This is a genomic window from Nonomuraea zeae (assembly GCF_005889725.1).
Lineage (GTDB): Bacteria > Actinomycetota > Actinomycetes > Streptosporangiales > Streptosporangiaceae > Nonomuraea > Nonomuraea zeae.
This window is the reverse complement of the sequence record NZ_VCKX01000173.1, coordinates 1-26,060: the sequence shown is the minus strand read 5'-3', so window position 1 is coordinate 26,060 and position 26,060 is coordinate 1. Positions and strand designations below refer to the sequence as shown.

31 protein-coding genes and 1 pseudogene are annotated in these 26,060 nt (G+C 71.0%); 20 read left to right on the top strand and 12 right to left on the bottom strand.

Annotation, left to right across the window (positions count from 1 at the left end):
- Positions 1-569: pseudogene (locus tag ETD85_RS39805) on the bottom strand (hypothetical protein); the annotation flags it as partial.
- Positions 570-683: 114 nt separating this feature from the next.
- On the opposite strand from ETD85_RS39805, the gene ETD85_RS39800 reads away from it, so the two are divergent.
- The 5 genes from ETD85_RS39800 to ETD85_RS39785 all read left to right on the top strand — a co-directional run bounded on the left by ETD85_RS39800 (position 684) and on the right by ETD85_RS39785 (position 3,272).
- Positions 684-1,448 (top strand): class I SAM-dependent methyltransferase, encoded by a 765-nt coding sequence (locus ETD85_RS39800; protein WP_138695001.1) that lies wholly within the window; start codon positions 684-686, stop codon positions 1,446-1,448.
- 81 nt (positions 1,449-1,529) lie between these two features.
- The gene (locus ETD85_RS63615; RefSeq protein ID WP_170247099.1) at positions 1,530-1,694 is read left to right on the top strand and encodes a hypothetical protein; all 165 of its coding nucleotides are present in this window, start codon (positions 1,530-1,532) and stop codon (positions 1,692-1,694) included.
- Between the two features lie 63 nt (positions 1,695-1,757).
- Positions 1,758-2,138, top strand: a complete 381-nt coding sequence (locus tag ETD85_RS39795) for a phage holin family protein (RefSeq protein ID WP_138695000.1) — start codon at positions 1,758-1,760, stop codon at positions 2,136-2,138.
- The gene (locus ETD85_RS39790) at positions 2,135-2,797 is read left to right on the top strand and encodes a DUF3618 domain-containing protein (RefSeq protein WP_138694999.1); all 663 of its coding nucleotides are present in this window, start codon (positions 2,135-2,137) and stop codon (positions 2,795-2,797) included. Before ETD85_RS39795 ends, ETD85_RS39790 begins: the two co-directional genes overlap by 4 nt.
- Before the next feature lie 52 nt (positions 2,798-2,849).
- Positions 2,850-3,272, top strand: a complete 423-nt coding sequence (locus ETD85_RS39785; protein ID WP_240779730.1) for a protease inhibitor I42 family protein — start codon at positions 2,850-2,852, stop codon at positions 3,270-3,272.
- A 122-nt stretch (positions 3,273-3,394) separates the two neighbouring features.
- On the opposite strand, the gene ETD85_RS39780 is transcribed toward ETD85_RS39785, so the two are convergent.
- Both ETD85_RS39780 and ETD85_RS39775 read right to left on the bottom strand, forming a co-directional pair.
- Positions 3,395-3,973 (bottom strand): TetR/AcrR family transcriptional regulator, encoded by a 579-nt coding sequence (locus ETD85_RS39780; protein ID WP_138694997.1) that lies wholly within the window; start codon positions 3,971-3,973, stop codon positions 3,395-3,397.
- A 6-nt stretch (positions 3,974-3,979) separates the two neighbouring features.
- The gene (locus tag ETD85_RS39775) at positions 3,980-5,503 is read right to left on the bottom strand and encodes an MFS transporter (RefSeq protein WP_138694996.1); all 1,524 of its coding nucleotides are present in this window, start codon (positions 5,501-5,503) and stop codon (positions 3,980-3,982) included.
- A gap of 52 nt (positions 5,504-5,555) precedes the next feature.
- Here ETD85_RS39775 and ETD85_RS39770 point away from each other — a divergent pair, with 52 nt between their 5' ends.
- The 7 genes from ETD85_RS39770 to ETD85_RS39740 all read left to right on the top strand — a co-directional run bounded on the left by ETD85_RS39770 (position 5,556) and on the right by ETD85_RS39740 (position 11,250).
- A complete protein-coding gene (locus ETD85_RS39770; protein ID WP_138694995.1) occupies positions 5,556-6,275 on the top strand; it encodes a DUF1838 family protein in 720 nt (239 codons plus the stop codon).
- Positions 6,272-6,676 (top strand): HIT family protein, encoded by a 405-nt coding sequence (locus ETD85_RS39765; RefSeq protein ID WP_138694994.1) that lies wholly within the window; start codon positions 6,272-6,274, stop codon positions 6,674-6,676. Before ETD85_RS39770 ends, ETD85_RS39765 begins: the two co-directional genes overlap by 4 nt.
- A gap of 16 nt (positions 6,677-6,692) precedes the next feature.
- Positions 6,693-7,871, top strand: coding sequence for a histidine kinase (locus ETD85_RS39760; RefSeq protein ID WP_138694993.1), 1,179 nt, complete (start codon positions 6,693-6,695; stop codon positions 7,869-7,871).
- A gap of 107 nt (positions 7,872-7,978) precedes the next feature.
- Positions 7,979-8,728: a LytR/AlgR family response regulator transcription factor gene (locus ETD85_RS39755; RefSeq protein WP_138694992.1), complete on the top strand. Its 750-nt coding sequence runs from the start codon at positions 7,979-7,981 to the stop codon at positions 8,726-8,728.
- A gap of 31 nt (positions 8,729-8,759) precedes the next feature.
- Entirely contained in the window at positions 8,760-9,152 is a 393-nt protein-coding gene (locus tag ETD85_RS39750; protein WP_138694991.1) for a hypothetical protein, read from the top strand.
- Positions 9,153-9,180: 28 nt separating this feature from the next.
- A complete protein-coding gene (locus ETD85_RS39745) occupies positions 9,181-10,668 on the top strand; it encodes a sodium/solute symporter (protein WP_138694990.1) in 1,488 nt (495 codons plus the stop codon).
- A gap of 366 nt (positions 10,669-11,034) precedes the next feature.
- Entirely contained in the window at positions 11,035-11,250 is a 216-nt protein-coding gene (locus tag ETD85_RS39740) for a hypothetical protein (RefSeq protein WP_138694989.1), read from the top strand.
- Between the two features lie 251 nt (positions 11,251-11,501).
- On the opposite strand, the gene ETD85_RS39735 is transcribed toward ETD85_RS39740, so the two are convergent.
- The gene (locus ETD85_RS39735) at positions 11,502-12,554 is read right to left on the bottom strand and encodes a LacI family DNA-binding transcriptional regulator (protein WP_138694988.1); all 1,053 of its coding nucleotides are present in this window, start codon (positions 12,552-12,554) and stop codon (positions 11,502-11,504) included.
- 11 nt (positions 12,555-12,565) lie between these two features.
- Here ETD85_RS39735 and ETD85_RS39730 point away from each other — a divergent pair, with 11 nt between their 5' ends.
- The 6 genes from ETD85_RS39730 (at position 12,566) to ETD85_RS39705 (ending at position 18,923) form a co-directional block, all read left to right on the top strand.
- Positions 12,566-13,729, top strand: a complete 1,164-nt coding sequence (locus ETD85_RS39730) for a trans-sulfuration enzyme family protein (RefSeq protein ID WP_138694987.1) — start codon at positions 12,566-12,568, stop codon at positions 13,727-13,729.
- A 34-nt stretch (positions 13,730-13,763) separates the two neighbouring features.
- Complete coding sequence (locus ETD85_RS39725; RefSeq protein WP_138694986.1) at positions 13,764-15,020, top strand: ABC transporter substrate-binding protein; 1,257 nt, start codon at positions 13,764-13,766, stop codon at positions 15,018-15,020.
- Positions 15,017-15,910, top strand: coding sequence for a carbohydrate ABC transporter permease (locus ETD85_RS39720; protein ID WP_206059156.1), 894 nt, complete (start codon positions 15,017-15,019; stop codon positions 15,908-15,910). The genes ETD85_RS39725 and ETD85_RS39720 overlap by 4 nt, the downstream gene beginning before the upstream one ends.
- On the top strand, positions 15,907-16,791 hold the full coding sequence (locus ETD85_RS39715) for a carbohydrate ABC transporter permease (protein ID WP_206059155.1): 885 nt from the start codon (positions 15,907-15,909) through the stop codon (positions 16,789-16,791). The genes ETD85_RS39720 and ETD85_RS39715 overlap by 4 nt, the downstream gene beginning before the upstream one ends.
- Positions 16,792-16,956: 165 nt before the next feature.
- Positions 16,957-17,286, top strand: a complete 330-nt coding sequence (locus ETD85_RS39710) for a DUF485 domain-containing protein (protein WP_138694985.1) — start codon at positions 16,957-16,959, stop codon at positions 17,284-17,286.
- A 17-nt stretch (positions 17,287-17,303) separates the two neighbouring features.
- Positions 17,304-18,923, top strand: coding sequence for a solute symporter family protein (locus ETD85_RS39705; protein WP_138695002.1), 1,620 nt, complete (start codon positions 17,304-17,306; stop codon positions 18,921-18,923).
- A gap of 112 nt (positions 18,924-19,035) precedes the next feature.
- Here the strand turns inward: ETD85_RS39705 and ETD85_RS39700 are convergent, their stop codons facing one another.
- The 3 genes from ETD85_RS39700 to ETD85_RS39690 form a co-directional block, all read right to left on the bottom strand.
- Complete coding sequence (locus ETD85_RS39700; protein WP_138694984.1) at positions 19,036-20,520, bottom strand: APC family permease; 1,485 nt, start codon at positions 20,518-20,520, stop codon at positions 19,036-19,038.
- 67 nt (positions 20,521-20,587) lie between these two features.
- Positions 20,588-21,091: a carboxymuconolactone decarboxylase family protein gene (locus tag ETD85_RS39695; RefSeq protein WP_138694983.1), complete on the bottom strand. Its 504-nt coding sequence runs from the start codon at positions 21,089-21,091 to the stop codon at positions 20,588-20,590.
- Positions 21,092-21,129: 38 nt separating this feature from the next.
- Positions 21,130-21,534: a hypothetical protein gene (locus ETD85_RS39690; protein ID WP_138694982.1), complete on the bottom strand. Its 405-nt coding sequence runs from the start codon at positions 21,532-21,534 to the stop codon at positions 21,130-21,132.
- A 168-nt stretch (positions 21,535-21,702) separates the two neighbouring features.
- On the opposite strand from ETD85_RS39690, the gene sigJ reads away from it, so the two are divergent.
- Positions 21,703-22,620: an RNA polymerase sigma factor SigJ gene (sigJ, locus tag ETD85_RS39685; RefSeq protein WP_138694981.1), complete on the top strand. Its 918-nt coding sequence runs from the start codon at positions 21,703-21,705 to the stop codon at positions 22,618-22,620.
- 61 nt (positions 22,621-22,681) lie between these two features.
- Here the strand turns inward: sigJ and ETD85_RS39680 are convergent, their stop codons facing one another.
- A complete protein-coding gene (locus tag ETD85_RS39680) occupies positions 22,682-23,299 on the bottom strand; it encodes a TetR/AcrR family transcriptional regulator (protein WP_138694980.1) in 618 nt (205 codons plus the stop codon).
- Positions 23,300-23,321: 22 nt separating this feature from the next.
- On the opposite strand from ETD85_RS39680, the gene ETD85_RS39675 reads away from it, so the two are divergent.
- The gene (locus ETD85_RS39675; RefSeq protein ID WP_138694979.1) at positions 23,322-24,239 is read left to right on the top strand and encodes an NAD-dependent epimerase/dehydratase family protein; all 918 of its coding nucleotides are present in this window, start codon (positions 23,322-23,324) and stop codon (positions 24,237-24,239) included.
- 163 nt (positions 24,240-24,402) lie between these two features.
- Here the strand turns inward: ETD85_RS39675 and ETD85_RS39670 are convergent, their stop codons facing one another.
- From ETD85_RS39670 to ETD85_RS39655, 4 genes are read right to left on the bottom strand one after another with little or no spacing between them, the layout of a single operon-like run.
- Complete coding sequence (locus tag ETD85_RS39670; RefSeq protein ID WP_138694978.1) at positions 24,403-24,990, bottom strand: GTP-binding protein; 588 nt, start codon at positions 24,988-24,990, stop codon at positions 24,403-24,405.
- Positions 24,971-25,312 carry a DUF742 domain-containing protein gene (locus tag ETD85_RS39665; RefSeq protein ID WP_240779729.1) on the bottom strand — a complete coding sequence of 114 codons (342 nt, stop codon included), beginning with the start codon at positions 25,310-25,312 and terminating at the stop codon, positions 24,971-24,973. Before ETD85_RS39665 ends, ETD85_RS39670 begins: the two co-directional genes overlap by 20 nt.
- A gap of 32 nt (positions 25,313-25,344) precedes the next feature.
- Positions 25,345-25,764, bottom strand: a complete 420-nt coding sequence (locus ETD85_RS39660; protein WP_138694976.1) for a roadblock/LC7 domain-containing protein — start codon at positions 25,762-25,764, stop codon at positions 25,345-25,347.
- The gene (locus ETD85_RS39655) at positions 25,761-25,985 is read right to left on the bottom strand and encodes a hypothetical protein (RefSeq protein WP_138694975.1); all 225 of its coding nucleotides are present in this window, start codon (positions 25,983-25,985) and stop codon (positions 25,761-25,763) included. The genes ETD85_RS39660 and ETD85_RS39655 overlap by 4 nt, the downstream gene beginning before the upstream one ends.
- Between the last annotated feature and the right edge of the window lie 75 nt (positions 25,986-26,060).

Genomic DNA, 26,060 nt, shown 5'->3' with positions numbered 1-26,060 from the left:
GTTGCGGGGCCTGTGTCAGGACCCGAGGTGGGATCGGGGGCGGAGATGAGGTGGGGGAGCACCCTGCCCCGGCGTACCAGGTCGCGGGCGAAGGCGGCGACGGCGGCCCAGTGGCGCATCGTGGCGGTGCCCGCGTGCTCGTCGAGAGCCCGCAGCGCCTGCGCGGCGGGCGGCACGACGGCGGGGACCTCCCAAAGGCGCAGCCGGGGCCGGACCACCTCCGCCAGCCGCCCGGTTTCCGGGGAGGGCAGCGGCTCCTTGACCGAGCCGGGAAGGAGCAGCTCCAGCGTCCGGGATGGCGGCTCGCCGAGGCCGAGCGCGGCGGCGACCCCGGCGGCGGGCGCGGCGTGCGGATGCGGGCGCGGCCCACCGGCCTTGCGCCCGGCCGCAGCGCCTGCGGCCGGGCGATCGTGGGCGTCCGGTGTGCCGATGCCGTCCGAACGGTCGTGGCGGCGTGGCGGGCCGGTGTCGTCCAACCGGCCGATCGGCGCGGGCACCAGGGCGTCGTCGCCGTTCTCGGCCCAGAAGGCGAGCCCGTCCGCCGCCCAAACCCCGTGTACCAGCACCACGGCAGATTACCTCCAGCGATGCAAGGCCAGGCCCGGGTGAAACCTCGTGGCGAGCCGCCGGCGGCCCGTCGTGCCTGCGGGCGCCGGGAGAACGGCCGTTCTAGGATCCAAGCCATGAGATTCCAGGGGGCCGAAGGCAGGTGGCGAGAGCGGCTCGGCTCGCTGCGCGACGTGGTCAGGCAGGAGCTCGTCACCCGGCAGCTCGCCCAGCACCTGCCGCCGCCTCCGTGCCGGGTCCTCGACGTCGGCAGCGGCCAGGGCACGCAGGCGCTCAGGCTGGCGGCGGCCGGCCACAGCGTCACGGCGCTCGACGCCTCCCGCGAGCTGCTCGACCTCCTTGAGGCCGGGATCGAGCCGGGCATGGACATCACGACCGTCCAGGCCGAGGCCGAGCGCATGGGGGAGCTGTTCGAGCCGGGCGCCTTCGACGTCGTCCTGTGCCACGGCGTGCTGATGTACTTCGACGACCCCGGCCCGCTCCTCGCGGGCCTCGCCCGCCGGCTCGCCCCGCGCGGCATTCTCTCGCTGCTCGTGCGCAACGGCGACGGTCTGGCCATGCGGCCGGGGCTGCTCGGCGACTGGTCGGGAGCGCTGCGGGCGTTCGACGAGCGCTCGTACGTCAACAGGCTCGGCGTCCCCGCCCGGGCCGACCGGCTCGGCGAGCTGGGGGCGCGGCTCGGCGTACTGGGGCTGGAGACGGCCGAGTGGTACGGCGTGCGGGTGTTCACCGACGCCATGCCCGACGACGCGCCCGTCCCGGACGGCCTCGGCGACCTGCTGGCGGCCGAGGAGCGGGCGGGCAGGACCGACCCCTACCGGAGGGTGGCCGCGCTGACCCACCTCGTCTGCCGGCCCCGGCCCGGCGGCCCTTCCGCCTGAATCGGCGTCCCTGCGCGCCCGGCCGCGCGGTGCTTGCGGGAGAGCTTATATAAGCCATTCCTGAAGTTGTACGATAAAAGTATGAACCCTCCAGGATCGTGGTGTGAGCGGCCCAAGCGGCAGGCTCCTTCGTGCGAGCTGCCCTCTCCGTGGAGCAAGCCGAAGCAGCCCGACAACTGGTGCGAAGTGCAGAAGGACCCGGTGCTGTCGGCCCTGGGCTTCCTGCTGAGGGTCGCCAAGCGGTAATCGCAGGTGATAGAAGACCATTTGTCTGGGTAGTCGCCATCCTCAGCGGGAGGAGGCGACGTCGTGAACGACACCCACAAGCTGGTCAACGATCTCTCCGAGCAGGTCTCCAGGCTCGTCAAGGACGAACTTCGCCTGGCCAGGCTGGAGCTGACGGAGAAGGGCAAGCACGCGGGATTCGGCGCGGGCCTGTTCGGCGCGGCCGGGATCGCCGCGTTCTTCGGCGGCGCCGCCCTGGTGACCACCGTCATCATGCTCCTCGCTCGGGTCATGCCCGCGTGGGCGGCGGCCGCGATCGTGGCGGTCGTGCTGTTCGTCGTCGCCGGGCTGCTCGGGCTGGTCGGCAAGAACCAGGTGAAACGAGCCGCGCCGCCGGTCCCGTCGGAGACCATCGCGAGCGTCAAGGCCGATATCGACATGGTCAAGGAGAGGGCGCGGCGATGAGCGAGACCGATCCCGGATACAGCGAGCAGCACGCCGGAGACGTCGGGGCCCGCAGAGCGACCGTGGGCACCCCGACGGAACACGAGTCCATCAACGTGCCCCCGACGAGACCGGGTGCGGCGGAGAACGCGCGGCGGGCGGAGGCCGCGCGTCAGGAACACGAGACGTTCGTCCCCGAGGCCCCCGTTCCGGACGAGCGGACCGAGGGCACGGAAAGCCGGCGGACCGAGGAAGAGCCGGTGCGCGGGGAGCGGACGGGCGACGACGATGAGGAAGAGGATGACGTGCGCAAAGACATCGAGCAGACCCGAAAAGAGCTGGGCGACACCGTCAGCGCGCTGGCGGACAAGGCCGACGTGAAGGGACGGGCGTCGCACGCGGCCGAGGTGACCAGGGATCGGGCCGTGGAGGCCGCCGAGGTCGTCAAGGATCGGGCGGTGGAGGCTGCCGAGGTCGTCAAGGATCGGGCGGTGGACGCGGCTGAGGTCGTCAAGGACAAGGCGTCCGAGGTGGCGAGCAAGGTCCGGGAAAGTGCGCCCGATCAGGTCAAGGACGCCGCGGCGGAGGCGAGGAAGCGGCCGGTGCTGCTCATCGCCGTGGGCGGCACGGTGCTGGCCCTCGTGGTGCGCCGCATGATGCGGCGCCGCAAGGTCAAGTAGGGCGGGGGCGTACGCGGCGTCCCCGACCCCAGGCCGATACGCTGCCGGAGTGATGCGTCGAACGGCCGCCGCCGCCCTGCTCGCCCTGCTGACGGCGGGATGCGGGGGCGGCTCAGCGGTGAGCGACTACGGCACGGTGGTCCAGGGCGCCAAGGGGTCCACCGTGCAGGTCGAAGTGCCTCCTGGGCAGCGGTTCTCGCTGGCCGTCGCCGACAACCCGTCAGTGGGCGACAACTGGGACCTGGTGGCCGTGCCGGACGCGAAGGTGGCCTCGTTCATCAGCGAGGAGCGGGAGAGCGCGGGCGACGCGCCCGGGTCCGGCGGCACTGCCTATTTCGTGTTCAACAGCAAACAGCGGGGCACGACGGAGGTCCGGCTGCGCAACTGCTGGCGGTGCGGTCAGGACAAGACGCCGTCCACGGAGGAGAGCAAGCAGCAGTCCGGCGAGGCGATCTTCGCCATCACGGTGAAGTGACCCCGCCCGTCGCGAGGCGGGCCGGTCGCCGGCGGGCTCGCGTGGGGTGAGCCCGGCGTGGGCCGGCCGCGTCAGCCCGTGCGCAGGGCACGGCACAGAACCGCGAGCGCGGGCCGGCCGCGTCAGCTCGTGCGCAGGGCGCGGCAGAGAACTGTGAGCGTGGTCCGCTCGACCAGGGCGGCGTCCGCGCCGGCGGCGATCTGGCGCTGGCCCTCGCCCAGGATGCTCCATCCCAGGTGGGCCACCAGCCCCGGATGCTCGTGCCCGGCGCCGGACAGCACCTCGCGGAGCGGGCCGATCATCGTCTCGTGGAGCTGGTCGAGCCGGTCCTGGCAGCCGGGAGGCAGCTCGACCGAGGAGAGCGCGCGCAGGAGTGCGTAGTCGGGGCTGCGCACGAACGACAGCGTCACCGCCCCGAACGCCCGCACCCGCGCCTCCAGCCCGTCCTGGGCGGAGACCGCGCTCTCGAGCCGGGCGGCCCAGCGCGGGATCGCGTCCTCGACGAGCTGGGCGAGGATGTCGGCGGTGGAGGAGAAGTAGCGGTAGACGCTGGAGCGGGCCAGCCCCACGCGCGCGCCGACGGCCGCGGGGGTGAGCCCGGCGGCGCCCTCGGCGACCAGGATCTCCATCGCGGCGGCCAGCAGGGCCGCGTGCTGGCTGGCCCGGTGGTCGGCCACCGTGGGCGCGCTGATCCTCGGCACCGGAACTCACTCCTCCTCGGGTCGTCTCTCCCCAGTATCGGGCAGCAGCAGGGTCGCCCCGACGCCGCCGAGCAGCACGAACCCCGTGACGATGGTGACCCGGCGGGTGGCGTCCGCGGCGGCGGCGACCGCGGCCTCGTGCTTGACCGGGTCGCTGATGGCCGTGACGGCCGCACCGGCGCTGTCGCGGACGGCGTGTCGCAGCGCGGGCTCGTCCGGCAGGCGCTCGGCCATCGCCGCGTCCAGCCCCGTGACCAGCACCGCGCCGAGCACCGCGATGCCGATCGCAGCGCCGAGCTGCCGGATCGCGCTCTGCAGCCCCGAGGCCGCCCCCGACTGGCGGGCGGGTACGCCGGCCAGCATCACGTTCGGGAGCTGGGCGGAGGCGAACCCGATGCCGATCCCCCAGAGGACCAGCCAGGGGACCAGCGACCAGGGGCCGAGCGAGGGCGAGACGGTCAGCCCGACCGCGATCGCGGCCGACGCCTCCAGCCCGAGCCCCAGCCGGACGATGAGCCGCGGCGCCAGGGGCAGCCTGGGGACGACGCCGCCGGCCAGGAACGTGCCGCCCGCGAGCGAGGCGATGATCAGCCCGGTCTTGAACGCCGTGAAGCCCATGGCCGTCTGCAGGTACAGCGGCAGCACCAGGATCAGCCCGAACTCGCCGAGCGTGATGATCATCGCGGCGGCCCCGCCGTACCGGAAGGAGGGGATCGCGAGCAGGGAGAGGTCCAGGATCACCGGGCGCCCGGCCCGGGCTCTGGCCCGCTCCACCAGCACGAGCGCGGAGAGCGCGAGCACGGCCACCAGGAACGCGAACGGGATCGGGGAGAGCCCGCCGTCCCCGGCGGTGAACCAGCCGTACCGCTGGCCCTCGATCAGCCCGAACACCAGCGACGACGTGCCGAGGACCGACAGCAGGACGCCGGGCACGTCCCGGCCGCCCGCGGCCGGGTCCCTCGACTCCGGCACCCGCAGCGTGCCGAGCAGGACCAGCAGGCCGATCGGCAGGTTCACCCAGAACGCCCAGCGCCACCCGAGGTCGGTCACCACCCAGCCGCCGAGCAGCGGCCCGAGCGCGGCCATCCCGCCGATGATCGACCCCCAGACGGCGAACGCCACGGTCCTGCGCCTGCCCGTGTAGAGCGCGTTGATGATCGCGAGCGTCATCGGCACCACCATCGACGCGCCGACGCCCTGCAGCACCCGCGCGCCGATCAGCATCGCGCCGCTGCCCGCCGCGGCCGCGAGCATGCTGGCGGCCAGGAACACCACGCAGCCGACCGCGAACGTCCTGCGCCGCCCGCGTACGTCGCCCGTGCGCCCGAGCGGGATGAGCAGGGCGGCGAACGTCAGCGAGTAGATGGAGTTCACCCACTCGACGTCCGTGGCCGACAGCCCGAGATCGCTCATGATCGCGGGAACGGCCACGTTCACGATCGTGGCGTCGATGATGATCATCGACATGCCGACGCCGAGCACGAAGAGGGGGAGCCAGCTCTGCCGGGTCCGCCCAGTTAGCGACACCATGTTTCTAACATAGCAACATGCTGTCGCCAAAAGACACGTTAGGCTGCGGATCATGGACTTCATCCGGGTGCGCGCGTCCGCCGACGGCGCGGAGACGATCTCCTACTGGACCGGCGACGTCTACGGGTGGGAGGACGGCGACGGGCCGCACCACCTGTTCGGCTTCGAGGGGCTCAACGTCGCCAGGGCGGTCGAGGTCGACGGGGGCTGGCAGCTCCTGACCAGGGAGGCGGCCCTCTACCTCGACCCCAGGACGCGGCAGGTGCTCGACACCTGGGACAACCCGCTGACCGGCCGCCCGGTCGAGGTGCAGCACGTCTTCAACGACCCGGTCAACCAGCGGCTCGGCGCCTACCCCGTCCCGGAGACCCGGCTGGGCGAGCAGATCGTCTACAACGTGGACATCCGCCTGGCCTACCCCTCGCCGCTGAAGGTCGCCGACTATCCGGACAACTCCGCCGACGACACCTACCGGGCGCTGGAGCTGTTCCAGTTCTTCGCCGCGGCGGCGGACGTGGAGTCCGGCATGCCCGACGTGCCGTGCGTCTTCTCGTGGTGCCGGGTCTCCCCGTGGCTGCCGTGGATGGCGATGGGGCAGCGCGGGGGCGGGCTGGTCTACCACTGCAGGGGCACCAAGGTGGCCTCGTCCGACGGCGGGGTGCCCGAGCGGCTGCGCGAGCGGGTCGGCGAGCGGTTCCTGCACGCGCCCGACGCCTGGTCCGCCCCCAACGTGACGAGCTGGACCGCGTTCGCGGATAGGGTCGGACGGTGAGCACTGACCTGTTCTGCGAGATCATCGCAGGTGAGCGGCCCGCTTACGTGGTGCGGTCCGACGAGGTGGCGGTCTCCTTCCTCGACGCCCGGCCGGTCTTCAAGGGGCACGTGCTGGTCGTGCCCCGGGTCCACGTGGAGACGCTCACCGACCTGGTCGACGTCGGCCCGTTCTTCGAGCGGGTGCGGGCCATGGCCGGGGCGGTGGAGGAGGGGCTGGAGGCCGGCGGCACGTTCGTGGCGATGAACAACCGCGTCAGCCAGAGCGTGGCCCACCTGCACGTGCACGTCGTGCCGCGCAGGCAGAAGGACGGGCTGCGCGGGTTCTTCTGGCCGCGCACCAGATACGAGTCCGCCGAAGAGGCCCAGTCCTACGCCGACCTGATCGCCAAGGCCCTCTGAGCTAAGCTCTGGCCGCGTGGAATACCTCGTCGGCGTCGTCGTGGTGGCGGTGCTCGTCAGCGTGCCGTCGATCGTGCTGTGGCGCGTCCTGCGGGGCCGCAGGGAGCTGGGCACCAGCCCGGCCGAGCGGGCCACGTTCGAGACCCTGCACACCGCCTCGCTGGCCGGGCCGCCGCTGCGGGCCGGGCTGACCGCGGACGGCGCCGAACGCGCCTCCAAGCACCTGCGCGCGCTGCTCGGCTCGGCCGCGCTGGCGATCACCGACGGCGAGCGGCTGCTCGTGTACGACGGCGCCGGCGACCACCACGCCTCCCAGGCGTTCGAGCACGCGGCGGCGACCATGAAGGACGGCCGCATCCAGGTCCTGACCATCGACTGCGACCTGCTCGAATGCCCCATCAGGCACGCCGTGGTCGTGCCGCTCACCACCGACGACCGCCTGGTCGGCGCGCTGGCCGCCTACGGCCAGAACGCCTCGGCCGGGCTCGTCAGGGCCGCGCAGGAGGTGGCCGGCTGGGTGGACTCGCAGCTGGAGCTGGCCGAGCTGGACCGCTCGCGCACGCTGCTCATGGAGGCCGAGGTGCGCGCGCTGCGGGCGCAGATCTCGCCGCACTTCATCTACAACTCGCTCACCACCATCGCCTCGTTCGTCCGCACCGACCCCGAGCGGGCCAGGGAGCTGCTGCTGGAGTTCGCCGACTTCACCCGCTACTCCTTCCGGCGGCACGGCGAGTTCACCACCCTGGCGGAGGAACTGCGCTCGATCGACCGCTACCTGATACTCGAACGCGCCAGGTTCGGCGACCAGCTCCAGGTCACGTTACGCATCGCGCCGGAGGTGCTGCCGGTGGCGGTGCCGTTCCTGTGCCTGCAGCCGCTCGTCGAGAACGCCGTCAGGCACGGCCTGGAGAGCCGCAACGGCGTCGGCCGCATCACGATCATCGCCGAGGACGCCGGGGCCGAGTGCAGCATCAGCGTCGAGGACGACGGGCTCGGCATGGACCCCGAGCGGCTGCGCCGCATCCTCGCGGGCGAGGTCGCCCCCATGGGCGGCGTGGGGCTGGCGAACGTGGATGAGCGGCTGCGCCAGGTGTACGGCGACGAGTACGGTCTCGTCGTCGAGACCGGCACCGGAGCGGGCACCAAGGTCAACATCAGGCTGCCGAAATACCACCCGGGCGTCTCCGCTCGCTAGGACGCCTGGGACACCGGTGCAGGTAGCGGAATCGCGGACATGTGACCGCTCTGTGACGGCCTTGACGCATCTCACGTGTTTCATCACTCTCGTTGAGAGGGGGATACGTGAGCGGGCTCCGGGTTCTCGCGGTCGATGACGAGCTTCCCGCGTTGGAAGACCTGTCGTACCTGCTGCGTGCCGACCCCCGCATCGGGGAGGTGGCCACCGCCAGGGACGGGTCCGCGGCGCTGCGGCTGCTCGACCGCGCCATCGCCGACGGGCGGCCGATCGACGCGGTGTTCCTCGACATCAGGATGCGCGGGCTCGACGGCGTGGTGCTCGGGCGGCTGCTGTCGCAGTTCGCCAACCCGCCGCGGGTGGTGTTCGTGACGGCGTACGAGGAGCACGCGGTCGACGCCTTCGAGATCAAGGCCGAGGACTACCTGCTCAAGCCCGTGCGGCCGGAACGGCTGGCGGAGGCGATCAGGCGGGTGGCCGTCTCGGCCGACGTGCCCGCCGAGGGCGGCGAGTCGGACACGATCCCGGTGGAGCTGGGCGGGGTCACGCGGTTCGTCTCCAGCGCCGACGTGATCTACGTGGAGGCGCAGGGCGACTACGCGCGGCTGCACACGGCGGCGGGCAGCCACCTGGTGCGGATCCCGCTGGCTACGCTGGAGGAGCGGTGGGCCCCGGCCGGGTTCGTCCGCGTGCACCGCAGCCATCTGGTGGCCGTCAAGCACATCGTGGAGCTGCACATCGACTCGGGCAGGTGCACCGTGCGGGTGGGCGACATCGAGCTGCCCGTCAGCCGCCGCCACACCCGCGAGCTGCGGGACCTGCTGGTGCGCAGGGCCAGGAAGGGACGGCAGGAATGACCGGGCCCGCACGCGTGAGAGACGGACGCGCATGAGCCCCGAACGGCGGGTGCAGCGGGAGACCCCGCGCCGGGTGGCCGTGACCAGCCCCCGTACGGCCGCCGCGCGGCGGCCCCGCTATCCCGCCACGCGGGAGATCGACGAGCAGACGCGGCTGGGCGAGGTCTACATGCGCTCGCTGCTGCGCACCCAGTTCCGGCTGGCCCTGTTCGTGTGCACGGTGCTGGCCTGCGTGGTCGGCGGGCTGCCGCTGCTGTTCCTGCTCATCCCGGAGCTGCGCGAGGTGCACCTGCTGGGCATCCCGCTGCCGTGGGCGGTGCTCGCCGGGCTCATCTACCCGGCCTTCGTCATCGGCGCCTGGCTGTACGTACGCCAGGCCGAGCGCAACGAGCGCCACTTCGCCGAACTGGTCGAACGCCGATGACCGGGCGCCGGGCGGGCGGGCCGGGCGCATGAGCCTGACCGCGGTGCTGATCGTCGTCGTGGCGGCCGTGCTCATCGGGGCTTTCGGGATCAGGTTCTCGCGCACCACGTCCGACTTCTACGTGGCCTCCCGCACGGTCAGCCCGCTGTGGAACGCCTCGGCCATCGGCGGGGAGTACCTGTCGGCGGCCTCGTTCCTGGGCATCGCTGGGCTCATCCTGTCGTTCGGCGTGGACATGCTCTGGCTGCCCGTCGGCTGGACCGGCGGGTACCTGGTGCTGCTGGTGCTGGTGTCGGCGCCGCTGCGGCGCTCGGGGGCGTACACGCTGCCGGACTTCGCCGAGGCCCGGCTGGAGTCGATGGCCGTGCGCCGCACGGCGAGCGTGCTGGTCGTGCTGATCGGCTGGCTCTACCTGATGCCGCAGTTCCAGAGCGCGGGGCTGGTGCTGCGGGAGATCACCGGCGCGCCCGTGTGGGTGGGCGGGCTGCTGGTCGCGGTGGTCGTGGCGGTGAACGTGCTGTCCGGCGGCATGCGGTCGATCACGTTCGTGCAGGCGTTCCAGTACTGGCTCAAGCTGACGGCGCTGGCCGTGCCGCTGGTGTTCCTGCTGATGGCGTGGAAGGACGGGGGCGCGCCCGGCGTGAGCGCCGAGGACGCGGCCGTCTGGCAGGTGCCGCTGGGCGGGGGCAAGGAGTACGGGCTGTACTCGACGTACTCGCTGATCCTGGCCACGTTCCTGGGCACCATGGGGCTGCCGCACGTCCTCGTGCGGTTCTACACCAACCCGGACGGGCGGGCCGCGCGGCGCACGACGCTGGTGGTGCTGTCGCTGCTCGGGGCCTTCTACCTGCTGCCGGCCGTCTACGGCTGGCTCGGCCGGCTCTACGCGCCCGACCTCGTACGGACCGACACGGTCGTGCTCGCGCTGCCCGCGCGGATGATCGGCGGCACGCTCGGCGACGTGCTGACGGCGCTGGTCACGGCGGGGGCGTTCGCGGCGTTCCTGTCCACGTCCTCGGGGCTGACCGTGTCCGTGGCCGGGGTGATCGCGCAGGACCTGCTGAAGGGCGGGGTGCGGTCGTTCAGGATCGCCACGCTCATGGCGGTGGCGGTGCCGCTGGCCCTGGCGCTGTGGGCGCGGGCGCTGCCGGTGGCGGACGTGGTGGGGCTGGCGTTCGCGGTGGCGGCCTCGTCGTTCTGCCCGCTGCTGGTGCTGGGCATCTGGTGGCGCCGGCTGTCCACCACGGGGGCGCTGGCCGGGCTGTTCGTGGGCGGCGGGCTGGCCTGCTCGGCGGTGCTCGTCACGATCACCGGCGGGCCGTTCGAGGGGCCCGCGGGGGCGCTGCTGGCCCAGCCGGCCGCCTGGACGGTGCCGATCGCGTTCGCGGTGATGGTGTCGGTGTCGTTCCTCACCCCGCATCGCGTGCCGCCCGGCGTCGCCAGGACCATGGTCAGGCTGCACACCCCGGAGGACCTCGACCTGGACCGCGGGGATTGGCGGCCACGCTCGTCCTAGGGCAGGCACGCCCTGGAGCCGCGGAGCTCCGCGAACGCCGCGTCCAGTCAAGAAGGGCGCCTGACCGCCCGTCACCCGCTCGTACGCGGCCGTGTCCTCCCGCGTCATCGGTCCCCCTGGACGCGCAGCGAGCGCACGCGGCGCTGCTGCTGGCCGAGCGCGGGGTGGTGGCGCTGCACGAGGCGGTGGCGCTGGTCACCTCGGGCCCGGCGCCCGTCGCGGGCCTGTGCGGGGACGTGGCGGTGGTGACGGTGGACCGGGGTGGCCGACCGTGCGGACGACCGTCACGGCCGGTGACCAGGCGGTGCCGGTGGGGGTAGGAGGATGACGGGGACACGGCGAGAGCGGGGGACCGGGATGCCGACGATGCGCATCGACGTGCTCGTCGAGGACGCCATCCTGGCCGCTCTGTCCCGGCACCCGGTCAACGTGCTCACCGAGGAGACGGGCTGGGTGGACAACGGCTCGGCGCTGACCCTGGTCATGGACCCGGTGGACGGCTCGGCGAACGCGGCGGCCGGGTCCCGCTGTCCGCGTTCTCCGCCGCCGTGGCCGAGGACGGCGTCTTCACCGAGGCACTGACCGTCTGGCTGGAGACCGGCAGGAGCTGGTGGGCCGCGGCGGGCGTGCCGTCCCGGCTGCGTACCACCGGCCGCAGGGAGCTGGCCGGCGCGGCCGTCTCCCTCATGCGCCCGCACCCCGCCGAGCCGGGACCGGCCGCCGCTTGGTGGGAGGTGGCCCGCCGCGCGGCCCGCGTCCGGATCCTGTCCACGAGCTGCCTGGAAGGCGCCCTCGTGCCGCAGGGCGCGACAGGTCACCGGAGGCGTGAGCGGTCAGCCGGGCGGGAGCTCGCCGGAGCCCCTGGCGACCAGCTCGACCGGCACCTTGACCCGGCGCGGCTCGGGCGAGGGGTTGAGCAGCAGATCCACCGCGCTGCCGGCCAGGCTGGTCACGTCGTAGCGGACCACCGTCACCCCCGGGTTGAACACGTCCGCCAGGGCGAAGTCGTCGAACCCCACGTACGCGGGCCGCTCCGGCCGCGCCCGCAGCGCGTGCAGGATGCCGATCGCGGCCCGGTTGTTGGTGGCGAACAAGGCGGTCGGCGGATCCGGCAAGTCCAGGAGCCGGCCTACCTCGTACGCCACCTGCCCGGGGTCGAAGACGCCGCGCACCACCAGCGATTCGTCCAAAGCCAGGCCGGCCGACCGCAGGGCCGTACGGTAGCCGGAGGCGCGGTCGTGCACCGAGCTCAGCCCGTCGTCGTCGGAGATCAGCGCGATCCTGCGGTGGCCGCGCGCCAGCAGGTGCTCGGTCGCCGCGCGCCCGCCCCGCACGTCGTCGAGCAGCACCGCGTCCGCCATCGACTCCAGCCCGAGGGGGACGCGGTCCACGAAGACGGTGGTGAGGCTCGCGTGCTCGGCCAGCCAGGAGTGGTCGGCCGCCGACGGGACGACGATGAGAGAGTCGACGCCCCGCGCGTACATGGACTCGATCAGCATGCGCTCCTTGTCCGGGCTCTCCTCGTACGAGCCGAACACCACCAGCGCCTCGTGCTGCGCCGAAGCCGCCTCGACCGCGGCCGCCAGGCGCGCGTAGAACTCGTTGGAGATGTTCTCCATCACCAGCCCGAGCGTCAGCATGGTCGCGCCCCTGGCCAGGCGGGCGGCGGCCTCGTTGCGGCGGTAGCCGAGCGCGCTGATCGCCGCCTGCACCCGCGCCTGCAGCGGCGCCCTGACATGGGGCTCCTGGTTGACGACCCGGGAGACGGTCTTCAGGCTCACCCCCGCGTGCCTGGCCACGTCCGCCATGGTGGGTTTCTTGGGCGCGCCCGGAGCCGCAACCGGTGGTGGCCGCTCCCCCTCAAGGCGGCTCTCCCTCGCTGTCATAGTCTGCCCCCATGGATGATGAATGGATCTGCGGCCGGTTGGGTGAGGACGAGCCTTGGGTGCTGGGCGCGGTCAACCCGCCGGTGTTCGAGAACTCGATCTTCACCTTCGAGACAGCCCAGGAGCTGGGAGAGGCGATCAGGAACGAGGACGAGCGCTACGTCTACTGGCGGGGGACCAACCCGACGGTCGATCTCGTTCAGCGTAAGCTCGCCGCGCTCGAACGGGGGGAGCGGGCCAAGTGTTTCGGGTCGGGGATGGGGGCCATCGCGGCGACCATCTCCTCGCTCGTGTCGGCCGGCGACCACGTGCTGGTGCTGGGCGCGGTCTACGGGCCGACCACGCAGTTCTTGCGCTACCTGGAGAAGTTCGGGGTCACGCATACGCATGTCGACGACCTCGCGGGATGTGACAGCGCTATCAAGGCGAGCACCCGCCTACTCTACTTCGAGTCGCCCTCCTACATGGCCTACGCCGTCGTCGACATCGCCGAGGTCACCGGGTGGGCGCGGGAGCGCGGGCTGGTGACGGTGATGGACAACACCTGGTCCACGCCGCTGTTCCAGAAGCCGCTGACCATGGGCGTGGATCTGGTCGTGCACTCCCTGTCCAAGTACATCGGCGGGCACAGCGACCTCGTGGGCGGCGTCGTGACGGGACCATCGCGGCTCATCAGGCCGCTGGCGCTGACCGAGTACCAGCTCTACGGGGCCGCCATGTCGCCGCACGACGCGGCCAAGGTGATCAAGGGACTGCGGACGCTGCCCGTGCGGATGGCCGCCCACCAGGAGCGGGGGCTGGCGGTGGCGGCGTTCCTGGAGGGGCATCCGGCGGTGCGGGCGGTGAACCATCCCGGGCTGCCCTCCCACCCCGGGCACGCGATCGCGTTGCAGCAGATGACCGGGTTCTCCAGCCTGTTCAGCATCGTGCTGGACACGGAGTCGCGGGACGAGGTCGGAGCTTTCCTCGATAAATTGCGATATTTCAGGATTGGTGTGTCCTGGGGTGGGTTCGAGAGCCTGGTGAACGCGCCCGCGCTGTCCACCGAGGAGAGCGTACGAGCCACCATGGGCATCCCCGTCGGCCTCGCGCGCCTCTCGGTCGGCCTGGAGCCCGCCGACGCGCTGATCAAGGATCTCGGGCTGGCGCTGGAGGGGGTGGGTCGCCTAGCGTGATTGACAGCGCTGTCTAGCACGCGGGAGGCTCCCCATGAGAAAGCCCCTCCTGGCGGTCGCGGTTGCCGCCACGCTGGTGCTCGCAGGTTGCGGCTCCGGCTCGTCGTCCTCGGGAGAGGTACGGCTGCGCATGATCGAAAGCCTGACCAGCCCCGAACGCACCAAGCTCATCAAGTCCCTCGTCTCCGACTTCGAGCAGGCCAATCCGGGCGTCAAGGTCGAGCTGATCTCCCCGCCGCTCGACAGCGCCGACCAGAAGATCACCCAGATCCTGCAGACGAAGAAGGACCTGGACGTGCTGGAAGTGCGCGACCACACGGCCAAGTCCTTCTCCAACAACGGCTGGCTGGCCGAGCTGCCCACGCAGGACTGGCCGGGCTGGAGCGACCTCACCGACCTGGCCCGGAAGAAGGCGGTCGAGGTCGGCGGCAAGGCGTACCTGATCCCGTACGGGTTCTACCAGCGCACGATCTTCTACCGGACGGACTGGGGCATGGCCAAGCCGCCGGCCACCTGGCAGGAGCTCTACGAGTCGGGCAAGAGGATGACCACGGGGGATCGCTACGGCTACTCCTTCAGGGGCGGCAAGGGCGGCGCGGACTACGCGGTCATGATGATCAGCGCGTACAACGGCAAAGCCCTGAATCCCGAAAAATCGTTCTATCTGACTGACAAGCGCACGATCTTCTCCACCCCCGAGGCCGCCCAGGCCCTGGACCTCTACGTCAAGATCTTCAAGGAGGCGTCACCACCGGACTCGGTGTCCTGGGGCTATCCGGAGATGGTCCAGGGCTTCACCTCCGGCGTCACCGGCATGCTCATCCAGGACCCGGAAGTGATCAAGACGGTCGAGGAGAGCGGCGTCACGTCCTGGTCCACCGCCCCCATCCCCAAGGGCCCGACCGGGTGGGCCTTCCAGCCCGTCGGCTACGCCGGCTGGGGCGTGACCTCCTTCACCAAGCACCCGAAGGAGGCGGTCAAGCTGGTGCAGTTCCTGTCGGAGGCCAAGCAGAGCATCGCCTTCGCCAAGGGCAACTCGCTCATCCCGATCTCCCGGCAGGCCCAGAACGACCCGCAGTTCTCGCAGGGGGCGTGGAAGGCGTACCTCCAGGCGCAGCAGGACCTCAAGCAGGTGATCACGATCCGCCCGGTCGACTACCCGGGCTGGAGCCAGTTCCTGGTCGACTCCGACCGTGACGTGCAGGCCCTGATCACCGGCAAGAAGACCACGGCCGAGGTGCTCAGGTCGTGGGACGCCTTCTGGACGGACCAGGCGAAGAAGGTGTCGTGAGCGCGCAGCGCACCTTCACGGTCCGCAGGGCCAGGTTCATCGTGCTGTGCCTGCTGCCCGGCGTGGTGTTCGTGGCCCTGTTCACCTACTGGCCGATGATCCGCGGCACGGTGATCGCCTTCCAGCGCTACAACCTGTTCGACCTCACCTCCACGCCTTTCGTCGGGCTGGAGAACTTCCGGGCCGTGCTGGCCGAGGAGCGCTTCTGGACGGCGCTGCGCAACACCGGCACGTGGGTGGTCGTGTCGCTGTTCTTCCAGTTCGTCCTCGGCTTCGGGCTGGCGCTGCTGCTGCGGCGGCACTTCCGCGGCCGGGGCCTGTACCAGGCGTGGGTCTTCTTCCCCTGGGCCATGTCGGGGTTCCTGATCGGGCTGCTGTGGCGGTGGATGTTCAACGGCCAGTTCGGCGTGCTCAACGACCTGCTGCTCAAGACGGGCCTCATCGACCAGCGCATCGGCTTCCTGGCCACGCCGGGCTGGGCGATGACCTCCGTCATCGTGGCGAACATCTGGTACGGCGTGACCTTCTTCGCCATCATGATCATGGCCGCGCTGCAGTCGGTCCCGAAGGAGCTCTACGAGGCGGCGGCGGTCGACGGGGCCGCGCGGCTGCGCCAGTTCTGGCACGTCACGCTGCCGCACATCCGGCCCACCCTGGCCCTGATCGTACTGCTGCGGATCATCTGGATCCTGAACTTCCCCGACCTGATCTACTCGATGACCGGCGGCGGCCCGGCCGGCGGCACCGACATCATCACGACCTTCCTCATCCAGCAGGTCATCGGCGGCGACTACGGCCGGGCGGGCGCGGTCGGCCTGCTCATCCTCGGCCTCCTGCTGGCCTTCAGCGTCTTCTACCTCAACGCCACCCGATTCGAGAAGGCCAGATGAAGGGCACGATGAAGGGCCCGACGAACGGCTCGATGAACAGCACGGCCGACGGCTCGCTGAGACGCCTCGCGACGGCGGCCAAGGTCGTCGTGCTGGCCGTCTGGCTGCTGATCACGCTGTTCCCCCTCTACTGGATCGTCGTCACCTCGCTCAAGCCCAAGGCCGAGATCTTCTCGATGCCGCTCAGGTACTGGCCGGGTCAGGTGACGTTCGAGCACTACGCGGAGCTGTTCTCCTTCGCCGACTTCGGCACGTACCTGCTCAACAGCCTGTTCGTCTCCCTCGTCGCGGCGGGGTCGGTGACGGTGATCGGGGTGCTCGGCGGCTACACGCTGGCCCGCTTCGCCTTCCCCGGCAGGGGCGCGCTGATGCTGGCGTTCCTGGTCACCCAGATGATCCCGCTGTTCATCGCGCTCGGCCCGCTCTACCTGCTGATGTCCGACCTCGACCTGCTCAACCGGCTGGCCGGGCTCATGCTGGTGTACGTGGCGATGCTGGTGCCGTTCGCCACGATCATCATGCGTGGCTTCTACGAGCGGGTGCCGGTCGCGCTGGAGGAGGCCGCCCAGGTGGACGGGGCGTCCAGGATCGTGGCCATGGTGCGGGTGGTGCTCCCGGTCATGCTGCCGGGGATCGCGGCGACGTTCATCTTCGCGTTCGTGCAGTGCTGGAACGAGCTGTTCCTGGCGATCACGTTCATCGACAGCGAGGACGCCAAGACCATCCCGGTCGCCATGAACTCCTTCATCACCCAGTACGACATCGACTGGGGCTCCATGGCCGCCGCCACGGTGGTCTCGGTGCTGCCCACGCTCGTGCTCTTCGCCGCCATCCGCCGCTACATCGTCGAGGGGCTGACGGCAGGGGCCGTAAAGGGGTGAAAGGGATAGCCGACCGCTCGTCGCGTCTAACAGACCTTTCACCGCAGGCCATCCCCAACTAAGCGCCGGACCGCAGCGGCTCGCCGAACAACCCTCCTGCGGATCTCCACGACGGGTAGGTTGCGCTCTTACGTTGGGCGTGATCCGCATCACAGTGGAGGTCTCGTGACGACACAAGAACATGACGCGTCGGTCTATGAACAAGTGCAGGAGAGCAGTGAATTCCAGGAGCTGAAGAGGCGCTTCCGCCGGTGGACCTTCCCCATGACCGTCGCGTTCCTCGCGTGGTACCTGCTGTATGTGGTGCTGTCCGGGTGGGCGCGCGGGTTCATGGCGATCAAGCTGATCGGCGATGTCAACGTCGGGTTGGTCTTTGGTTTGCTCCAGTTCGTGTCCACCTTCCTCATCGCGTGGGCGTACGCACGGCACGCGGAGAAGAAGCTCGACCCGATCGCCGACAAGCTCCGCCACGAGGTTGAGGAGAAGACCCAGTGAGCTCCACGACCCTGGGGATGATCCTCTTCCTCACCTTCGTCGCCGCGACGCTGGCGATCACGTTCTGGGCCAGCCGCCAGACCAAGACGGCCGCCGACTACTACGCCGGCGGGCGCTCGTTCAGCGGCGTGCAGAACGGCCTGGCCATCGGCGGCGACTACATGTCGGCCGCCTCCTTCCTCGGCATCGCCGGCATCATCGCGCTGTCCGGCTACGACGGGTTCCTGTACTCGATCGGCTTCCTGGTGGCGTGGCTGGTCGCGCTGCTGCTGGTGGCCGAGCTGATGCGGAACTCCGGCAAGTTCACCATGGCCGACGTGCTGGCGTTCCGGATGAGCCCGCGCCCGGTCCGCACGGCGGCGGGCGTGTCCACGATCGTGGTCAGCATCTTCTACCTGCTGGCCCAGATGGTGGGCGCGGGCGCGCTGGTCGGCCTGCTGCTCGGCATCACCAGCCCGTCGGGCAAGGCGTGGACGATCGTCGGCGTGGGCGCGCTGATGATCGTGTACGTGGTGTTCGGCGGCATGAAGGGCACCACCTGGGTGCAGATCGTCAAGGCCGTGCTGCTGATGGGCGGCGCCGCGCTGGTGACGGTGCTGGTCCTGGCCAAGTTCGGCTTCAACCTGTCCTCGCTGCTCGGCCAGGCCGCGACCACGAGCGGTCCCAAGGCCAACCCCGAGAGCTTCCTCAGCCCCGGGCTCAAGTACGGCACCGAGGCGCAGGGCCTGGCCGGCAAGATCGACCTGATCAGCCTGGGTCTCGCGCTCGTGCTCGGCACGGCCGGACTGCCGCACATCCTCATCCGCTTCTACACCGTCCCCACCGCCAAGGACGCCCGCAAGTCGGTCCTGTGGGGCATCGGCATCATCGGCGTGTTCTACCTGCTGACCCTGGTCCTCGGCTTCGGCGCGGCGGCCCTGGTCGGCAAGGAGGCGATCACCGCCGGTGACAAGGCCGGCAACACGGCCGCGCCGATGCTGGCCGAGCGCATCGGCGAGGAGATCTTCGGCCCGGTCGGCGGCACGATCCTGCTGGCGCTCATCGGCGCGGTGGCCTTCGCCACCATCCTGGCCGTGGTCGCGGGGCTCACCCTGGCCTCCTCCTCCAGCTTCTCGCACGACCTGTACGCGCACGTCTTCAAGCGCGGCCAGGCCAGCGAGCGCCAGGAGGTCGTGGTGGCCCGCATCTCCGCCCTGATCATCGGCGCCGTCGCGATCGGCCTGGGCATCCTGGCCCAGGGCCAGAACGTGGCCTTCCTGGTGGCCCTGGCCTTCGCGGTCGCGGCCTCCGGCAACCTGCCGGCGATCCTCTACAGCCTGTTCTGGAAGCGGTTCAACACCGCGGGCGCGGTGTCGGCCATCTACGGCGGTCTCGTCTCCGCCCTGGTGCTGGTCATCTTCTCGCCGGTCGTGTCGGCTCCGGCGCCCCCGGCCGGCACCGCGGTGACGGCGCTGATCCCCGGCGTGGACTTCCACTGGTTCCCGCTGAGCAACCCCGGCATCGTCTCGATCCCCCTGGGCTTCCTGTGCGGCTGGCTCGGCACGATCCTGAGCAAGGAGTACAACGCGGCCAAGTACGCCGAGATCGAGGTCCGTTCCCTCACGGGCGTCGGCGCCGAGAAGGCCACGAAGCACTGACCCCCGCAGGCGCCTCCTGCCCGTGGCGCCTGCCCAAGAGGCGCCCCAACCCCTCCTGGGGCGCACCGAGGGCCCGGCCTCCCGAGGCCGGGCCCTTCCGGTGTCACCCGCGCTACCGGCGGGAGACGCGAACCCCGGCCAGGTAGAGCAGCGCGCCCACCGCCAGTGACGCCAGCGCGATCCCGCCGACCAGCCAGAACCACGTCCCGTACGCGATCTCGGCCCCGAACAGCGTGATCGCGCCCGCGTCGTTGGAGATCAGCGGCGTCCACGACCCGGACAGCGTGGCCACCACCCCCACCAGGGAGGCCAGCGCACCGACGATCGAGGCCACCCAGAACACCGCGGGCGAGGCCAGCCGCCGCGCCTCGAACTGCGCGCGATAGCGGCGCAGGATGATCAGCACGTCCACGAACAGCACCACGATCGACAGGCACCAGATCACGGTGACCGCGGCCTGCAACACGTTGTAGACCTCCGTCTGCGCGTCCGCGGGCCGGGCCGCCGTGAACGGCACCACCACGAACGCCACCGCCGCGAACACCGCCGCCAGCACGGTCTGGATCCAGACCGCGACGTCCGGCACCTTCTGCGCGTTCACGTGGCTGACCGCCTTCGGCAGCCGCCGGTCCAGCCCCGACACGAAGATCAGCCGCGCGAAGGAGTAGTTGTAGACGACGGTGATGATGAAGAACATCGCCGCCAGCAGCAGCGCCACCAGCTTGCCCGCCCAGTCGCCCAGCCCGATGCCCACCGCCTGCGCGACCGCCGTGATCCCCGCCGACTCGCCGGCCGGCACCGACACCATCACCCCCCAGGTCGCGACCAGGTAGGCGACCATGACCGCCAGCGAACCCCACAGCAGGTAGCGGGTCACGGCCCGCTCCTGCCTGATCTCCACCCCCATGTTCAGCGGCACCTCGACGCCCAGCAGCGCCAGCACGGCCAGCCCGAAGAAACTCCAGTTGGCGAAGTTGACGCCGTGCTCGGCCGACGGGCTCCAGGCGGCGAAGTCCCACGGGTTGGTGGCCGCCGGGTTCCCCTTGGCCAGGTGGGCGATCCCGGCCGCGAACATGAGCAGGATCGCGAGCCCGTACGCCAGGAAGACGACGTTCACCACGTTCTGCGTCAGCCGGAAGCGCAGCACGGCCAGCACCGCCGCCAGCACCAGGATCACCACGATCAGCCCGCCCTGCTCCTGCACGGACAGCCCGCCGACGGCCGGGAACACCACGCCCAGGAACGAGATCGTCAACGTGCCCGTCGCGACCATCACCAGCACGCCCGGCCACCAGGCGCAGAACCCGGCGAAGAACCCCCAGAACGGCCCGAACGCCTTGGTCGTCCACAGGTAGATGGACCCCTCGCCGGGGAACATGGCGCCGAGCTGGCCGGTGACGATCGCGCAGGGGATGAGGAACAGGACGAACGCGATGATCCACCACGCGAACGCGGCCGGTCCGGCGCTCTGGATCACGGCGGCGTTCGTGATGAACAGGACGATGGCCACGAAGATGGCCACCATGTCGAAGGTGGTCAGCACCCGCGGCAGGATCCCGCCCGCCACCCGCTCCGACAGCAGCTCGTTCTCGGTCATGGCCGGACCTCCCGCTCTACCAGCCAAGATCCGCCGCAGCCGGACCGGCGTCAAGCACCTGGTCCGGTTACCCGCGGTAGTTCTTCCCCGGGGGCTTGCCGGGGATCGGCCTGGCGATGAGCGCCACGGGGATGAAGAAGCAGATCTGGCCGATCGCCAGCGTGAGCGTCCACAGTCCCTTGTCGTCGTAGTGGGCGCGGGTCCTTTCGTACAGCTCGTCCGGGACGCGCTCCCCGCCCTGGTTCGAGGTGAGCACGGCCTCGACGAGCTCCAGCGCGACCCGCTCGGCGCCGGTGAAGTAGGGGGCGTCCCGCCACGACGCCACGGCGGTGATGCGCTCCTCCGCCTCCCCGGCCCTGCGGAGGAGGCCGGTCTGCCGGACGGTGTGGTACGTGCTGCCGACGATCTGCCCGGCGCGCAGCTGCACCAGGCCGACGGTGGCCTGCGGGATCGCGCCGTTCAGAGTGGCCTTGGACATGGCTCCGGCGATCTGCCCCAGCTCGGGGAAGAACTGGGCGGGGTCGGGCAGGCGCGACTGCAGGTCGTCCTGCTCGGTCACGGGGGTGGTCATGAGGTCTTCCTTTCTCGATCTCAAAGATGGTTCGCGGCTCACGCCCCGGCGGGCCGGCTCTCCAACGCGACCCGGCCGGCCCAGCTCCGGGCGAGCTGAAGAACGCTCATGCCGAACAGCAGGACGCCCAAGGGGACGTGCAGGGACGACACGTGCGCGATGCCCAGCGCAATCTGCGCCGAGGTGAGCACGAAGAACCCGGCCGCGTACAGGATGGATCGGGGCGAGCCGCCGCCCGGCCGCCACACCAAGATCGCCGCGAGCAGATGCAGCAGCACCGCGGCGAACACCACGCGCGCCCCGGCGCTGTGCAGCACCTCACTTTCGGGTGCGGACAGCATCACCCCGGCGGAGATCGCCTGGACGAAGACCACTAGGGTCTGCAGGGTGATCGCGACACGCAGGAACTTGAGGTTGCCCTGCTTGGTCGTAGGCCTGGACATGTCGAGGTCTTCCCTTCCTGGGCTCAGCGGATGGCCGGAGGCATGCGTTCCGGTCTCATCACTTCGACGAAGCACCCGCCGCGAACGTGAGGCGACCGCGTCACAGCCCGGCGCGACATCTCGTCGAACAGCTGACGGCAACTGCGACCCGAGGGAGCCGGCGACACCATGACCCCCCGATCCGACCCGGACCTGAGCGCGATCACGAGCGAGCGGCGGCACCTGAACAACCTCGCCTACCGCCTCCTGGGCTCCCTGTCCGACGCCGAGGACGTCGTCCAGGAGACCTACGCCCGCTGGTACGCCCTGTCCAGGCGGCAGCAGGACGCCATCGACTCTCCCGGCGCCTGGCTGACGACCGTTGCCAGCCGCATCTGCCTGGACCTGCTCCGCTCGGCCCGGGTCCGGCGCGAGCGCTACGTGGGCGAGTGGGTCCCGGAGCCGCTGCCCGACCTCACGGAGTGGACCACCGTGCGGCCGAGCGGCACCACGGACGACCCGGCCGATCGGGTCACCCTCGACGAGTCGGTCAACATGGCCTTCCTCGTCGTGCTCGAGTCGATGACCCCGGCCGAACGCGTGGCGTTCATCCTGCACGACGTCTTCCGCTACTCCTTCGCCGAAGTGGGCGAGATCCTCGGGCGCACCCAGGAGGCCTGCCGCCAGCTGGCCTCCTCGGCCCGCCGCCGCATCCGCGACGGGCGGGCGCCGGCGGCTCCGACGGCCCGGCAGGCAGGCATCGTCAGGGAGTTCAAACAGGCGTGGGAAGCCAAGGACATCGAGGCGCTCGTCGGCCTCCTCGCCCCCGACGCCACGCTGATCGCCGACGGCGGCGGCGTGGTCAGCGCCGCGCTGCACCCGATCGAGGGCGGCGAGCACATCACCCGCTACCTGGTCGCCCTCGCCGGCCAGGCGCCCGGCCTGACGATCCTGGAGCGCACGGTCAACGGCCAGCCCGGTCTGGTGGCTCAGCACGGCGGCGTCACCGTGGTGGTGGCGGCGCTCGACGTCGAGGGCGACCGGATCAAGAGCATCTGGGCGGTACGCAACCCCGAGAAGCTCGGAGCGTGGACGTCGGGGTCATAGCGAGCCGGTGCGTGCGGCAGGCGGCCCCGTCCCTGGCTGCCCGCGCCACCCGCCGCGGGCCTCAGGGGCGCGGCCTGAGCACCGTGACGGCCTGGTCGAGCCAGGCGGCCAGGAACCGCTCGGCATCGAGGTCGCCGGGCGTGCGGCCGATCATGAGCCGCAGCAGCGGATAGTAGGTGAGCGAGGACAACAGCACGGCCGCGGTCGCCTCCGGATCGTCCGCCTGCACCCGGCCCAGCTCCCGCTGCCCCCTGATCCAGGCGGCGCCCTGCGCGTAGACCCCGGCGAGCACCCCCTGCCACATGCGCTCGAACAGCTCGGGGAACCCGTCGAACTCCCGCAGCATGATCCGGATCAGCGCCCGATCGTCGTCGATCACCTCCCAGACCGTCCCCGCCATCCGCGCCAGCGCCTCCCTGAGCTCCTCCCCGGACTCCTCGGCGGCCTGTCCGGCCGAGGCGGCGCGATCGGCGATCGTCTCCAGGTTGCGCCGCACCGCCTCCTCCAGAAGAGCCTGCTTGGACGGGAAGTGCTTGTAGAGCGCCCCGGACCCGGTGGTCAGCCCGCACGCGGCCTGGATGTCGGCCACGGAGGTCGCGGCGTAACCCCGGGTGGAGAACAGGCGGACGGCCTCGTCGATGAGGCGTTGCCGCGTGACTCTTGGTGTCGATCTCGCCATGGTAAGAGAGTACTCTCTCACTATGCGAGTATTCGTCGCGGGCGGCACCGGAGCGATCGGCGGTCACGCGATCGAGGCGCTGCTCGAAGCGGGCCACACGGTCACCGCGCTGGCCCGTACGAGAGAGAAGGCGGCCACGCTCACCGGCCAGGGCGCGACGCCGGTCATGGTGTCGCTGTTCGACCGGGCGGAGCTGGCCGGGGCGCTCGCCGGCCACGACGCGGCGGTCAACCTGGCGACCGCGATCCCGCCCATGTCCCGCTTCATGAGCACCAGGGCGATGCGCGACAACTACCGGGTCCGGGCCGAGGGCTCGGCCGCCCTCGTGGACGCCGCCCTCGCCGCCGGCGTCGGCCGGGTGGTGCAGGAGTCGGTCTGCATGCTCTATCGCGACCAGGGCGCGCGCTGGATCGGCGAGGACGGTCCGGTGGACCGCTATCCGATGACGCGCGGCAACTTCGCGGCCGAGGCCGGCGCCCACCGCTTCACGGAGTCCGGTGGCGGGGCGGGGGTCGTCCTGCGCCTCGGCTGGTTCCTGGGGCCGGGGGCGGCGCACAGCGAGCAACTGCTGGCTCAGGCCAGGCGTCACGTCGGGATGGTGCTCGGCCGTCCGGACGGCTACGTCTCCTCCATCCACCTGGCCGACGCCGCCACGGCCGTCGCGGCGGCACTGGACGCGCCGGCGGGCACGTACAACGTCGTGGACGACGAGCCGCTGACCAAGCGGGAGTACGCGGACGCGCTCGCCCGGGCCGCCGGCACCCGCATGTGGCTGCGCGGCCCCGGACGGGCCGCCTGCCTGCTCGGCGACCGCCTCACCTCGCTCACCCGCTCACTGAGGGTCAGCAACACCCGCTTCCGCGAGTCGACCGGTTGGTCACCCCGCTACCCGAGCGCCCGCGAGGGCTGGCTCGCCACGGCTCAGACCCTTCTGACCTGATCCCGTCGATACCCCGCCCCGCGCTTCTGCTGCCGGGCAGCCAGGCCGGCGGGTCGGCGGGTCGGCGGGTCGGCGCGCAACGCGACCGCGCAGGATGCCGGCGGCCCGGACACCCTTGGAGGCGCCGCGCGAAGTGGCGGGCGCCTCCAAGGGTGGCGGACTCTCAGGTGCCGACCGGCTCCGCGCGGAGGCGGGCGGAGTGCTTGACCAGGGCGATCAGCACCTCCCGGCTGGACTCGCGCTTGCGGGCGTCGCACAGGATGATCGGGATCGACGGGTTCAGCTGCAGCGCCAGCCGCACCTCGTCCAGCTCGAACGTCTGCGCGCCCTCGAAACAGTTCACCGCCACCACGAACGGGGTGCCGCGCCGCTCGAAGTAGTCCACGGACGGGAAGCAGTCCGCCAGCCGCCGCGTGTCCGCCAGGATGACGGCGCCCAGCGAGCCCTCGGCCAGCTCGTCCCAGACGAACCAGAACCGCTCCTGTCCCGGCGTGCCGAACAGGTACAGGACGTAGTCGTTGCCAAGCGTGATCCGGCCGAAGTCCATGGCCACGGTGGTGGTCCGTTTGGCCTCCACCGAGGTGAGGTCGTCGACGCCGATCCCGCGGTCGGTCAGGACCTCCTCGGTCCGCAGCGGCCGCGTCTCGGAGACCGCGCCGACCATGGTCGTCTTGCCCGCCCCGAATCCGCCGGCGACCAGGATCTTGATCGCCGTCGGCAGGCGCGGGCGCTCAGAGCGAGCGAAGACCATCGAGCACCGCCCTGTACATCTTCATGTCGTGCATGTCCACCTCGGATCGTGGTTCCTGGGCAGAAACGAGTTCGCGGTCGAACAGATCGCCGAGCAGCACCCGGATCGTGCCGGCCGGCAGGTCCAGGTAGGCGGCGATCTCAGCGACGGACTTGGGTTCGCGGCAGAGCTGGAGTATGCGGATGTGCTCCGGATCCAGCCCGGCGTCGGGGCCCGGCGGCGGGCCCACCGCCAGTGCCATGGAGATCAGGTCGAACTTTCCGTGCGCGGGCTGGGTGCGGCCACGGGTGACGACATAGGGCCGGATGATCTCCGGATCCACCCAGTGCTCATCCGTGGGTTCGTCCGCCCCTCTCACCGGTCGCTCCTCGCGGCCTCGGCGGTGTTGCGGGCGGCCGAGGTGAGGTACTGGCCCACCCGGGCGACCATCATCGCCATCTCGTACGCGATCAGCCCGATGTCGGCGTTCTGCGCGCACAGCACGGCCAGGCAGGCCCGCTCGCCCGCCGTGGTGACGATGAGGAACTGGGTCTTCCACTCGACCACCGTCTGCCGCACCTGTCCGCCGGAGATGTGCTCCGAGACGCCCTTGGCCAGGCTCTGCAGCCCGGAGGCGACGGCGGACAGGTGCTCGCCGTCGGTCCGCTGCAACCCGGCGGACGAGGCCATCAGCAGGCCGTCGGAGGACAGCACGATGGCGTGATCGGCCTCCTTGACGCGGCCGACGAGGTCGTCGAGCAGCCAGTTGAGGTCGGTGCCAGAGCTGGGGCTCATGCCTCGCCTCCCGACTGCTCATCCATCATCTTGGCGGCCTGCGTCCGGCCAAGACGGGTGCCTGACTGCAGAGATCCCATCATCGCGCGGATCTCCTCCGGCGAGCGCTCGTCATCGTCCTCCTCGAGATCGGGCTGCGTGGGCGTGTCGTCACGCAGCGCTGGCGCCAGGTTGGCCTGGGGCACTCGGAGCGGTAGTCCTGACGGCGTGAACTCGGCCACAGGTTGCTGCTCCGGTTCCGCTGGCGGTGTTTCTGTCTCTCGTTCTGGCATCGAAGTCGGGGCTGGGGCTGGGGT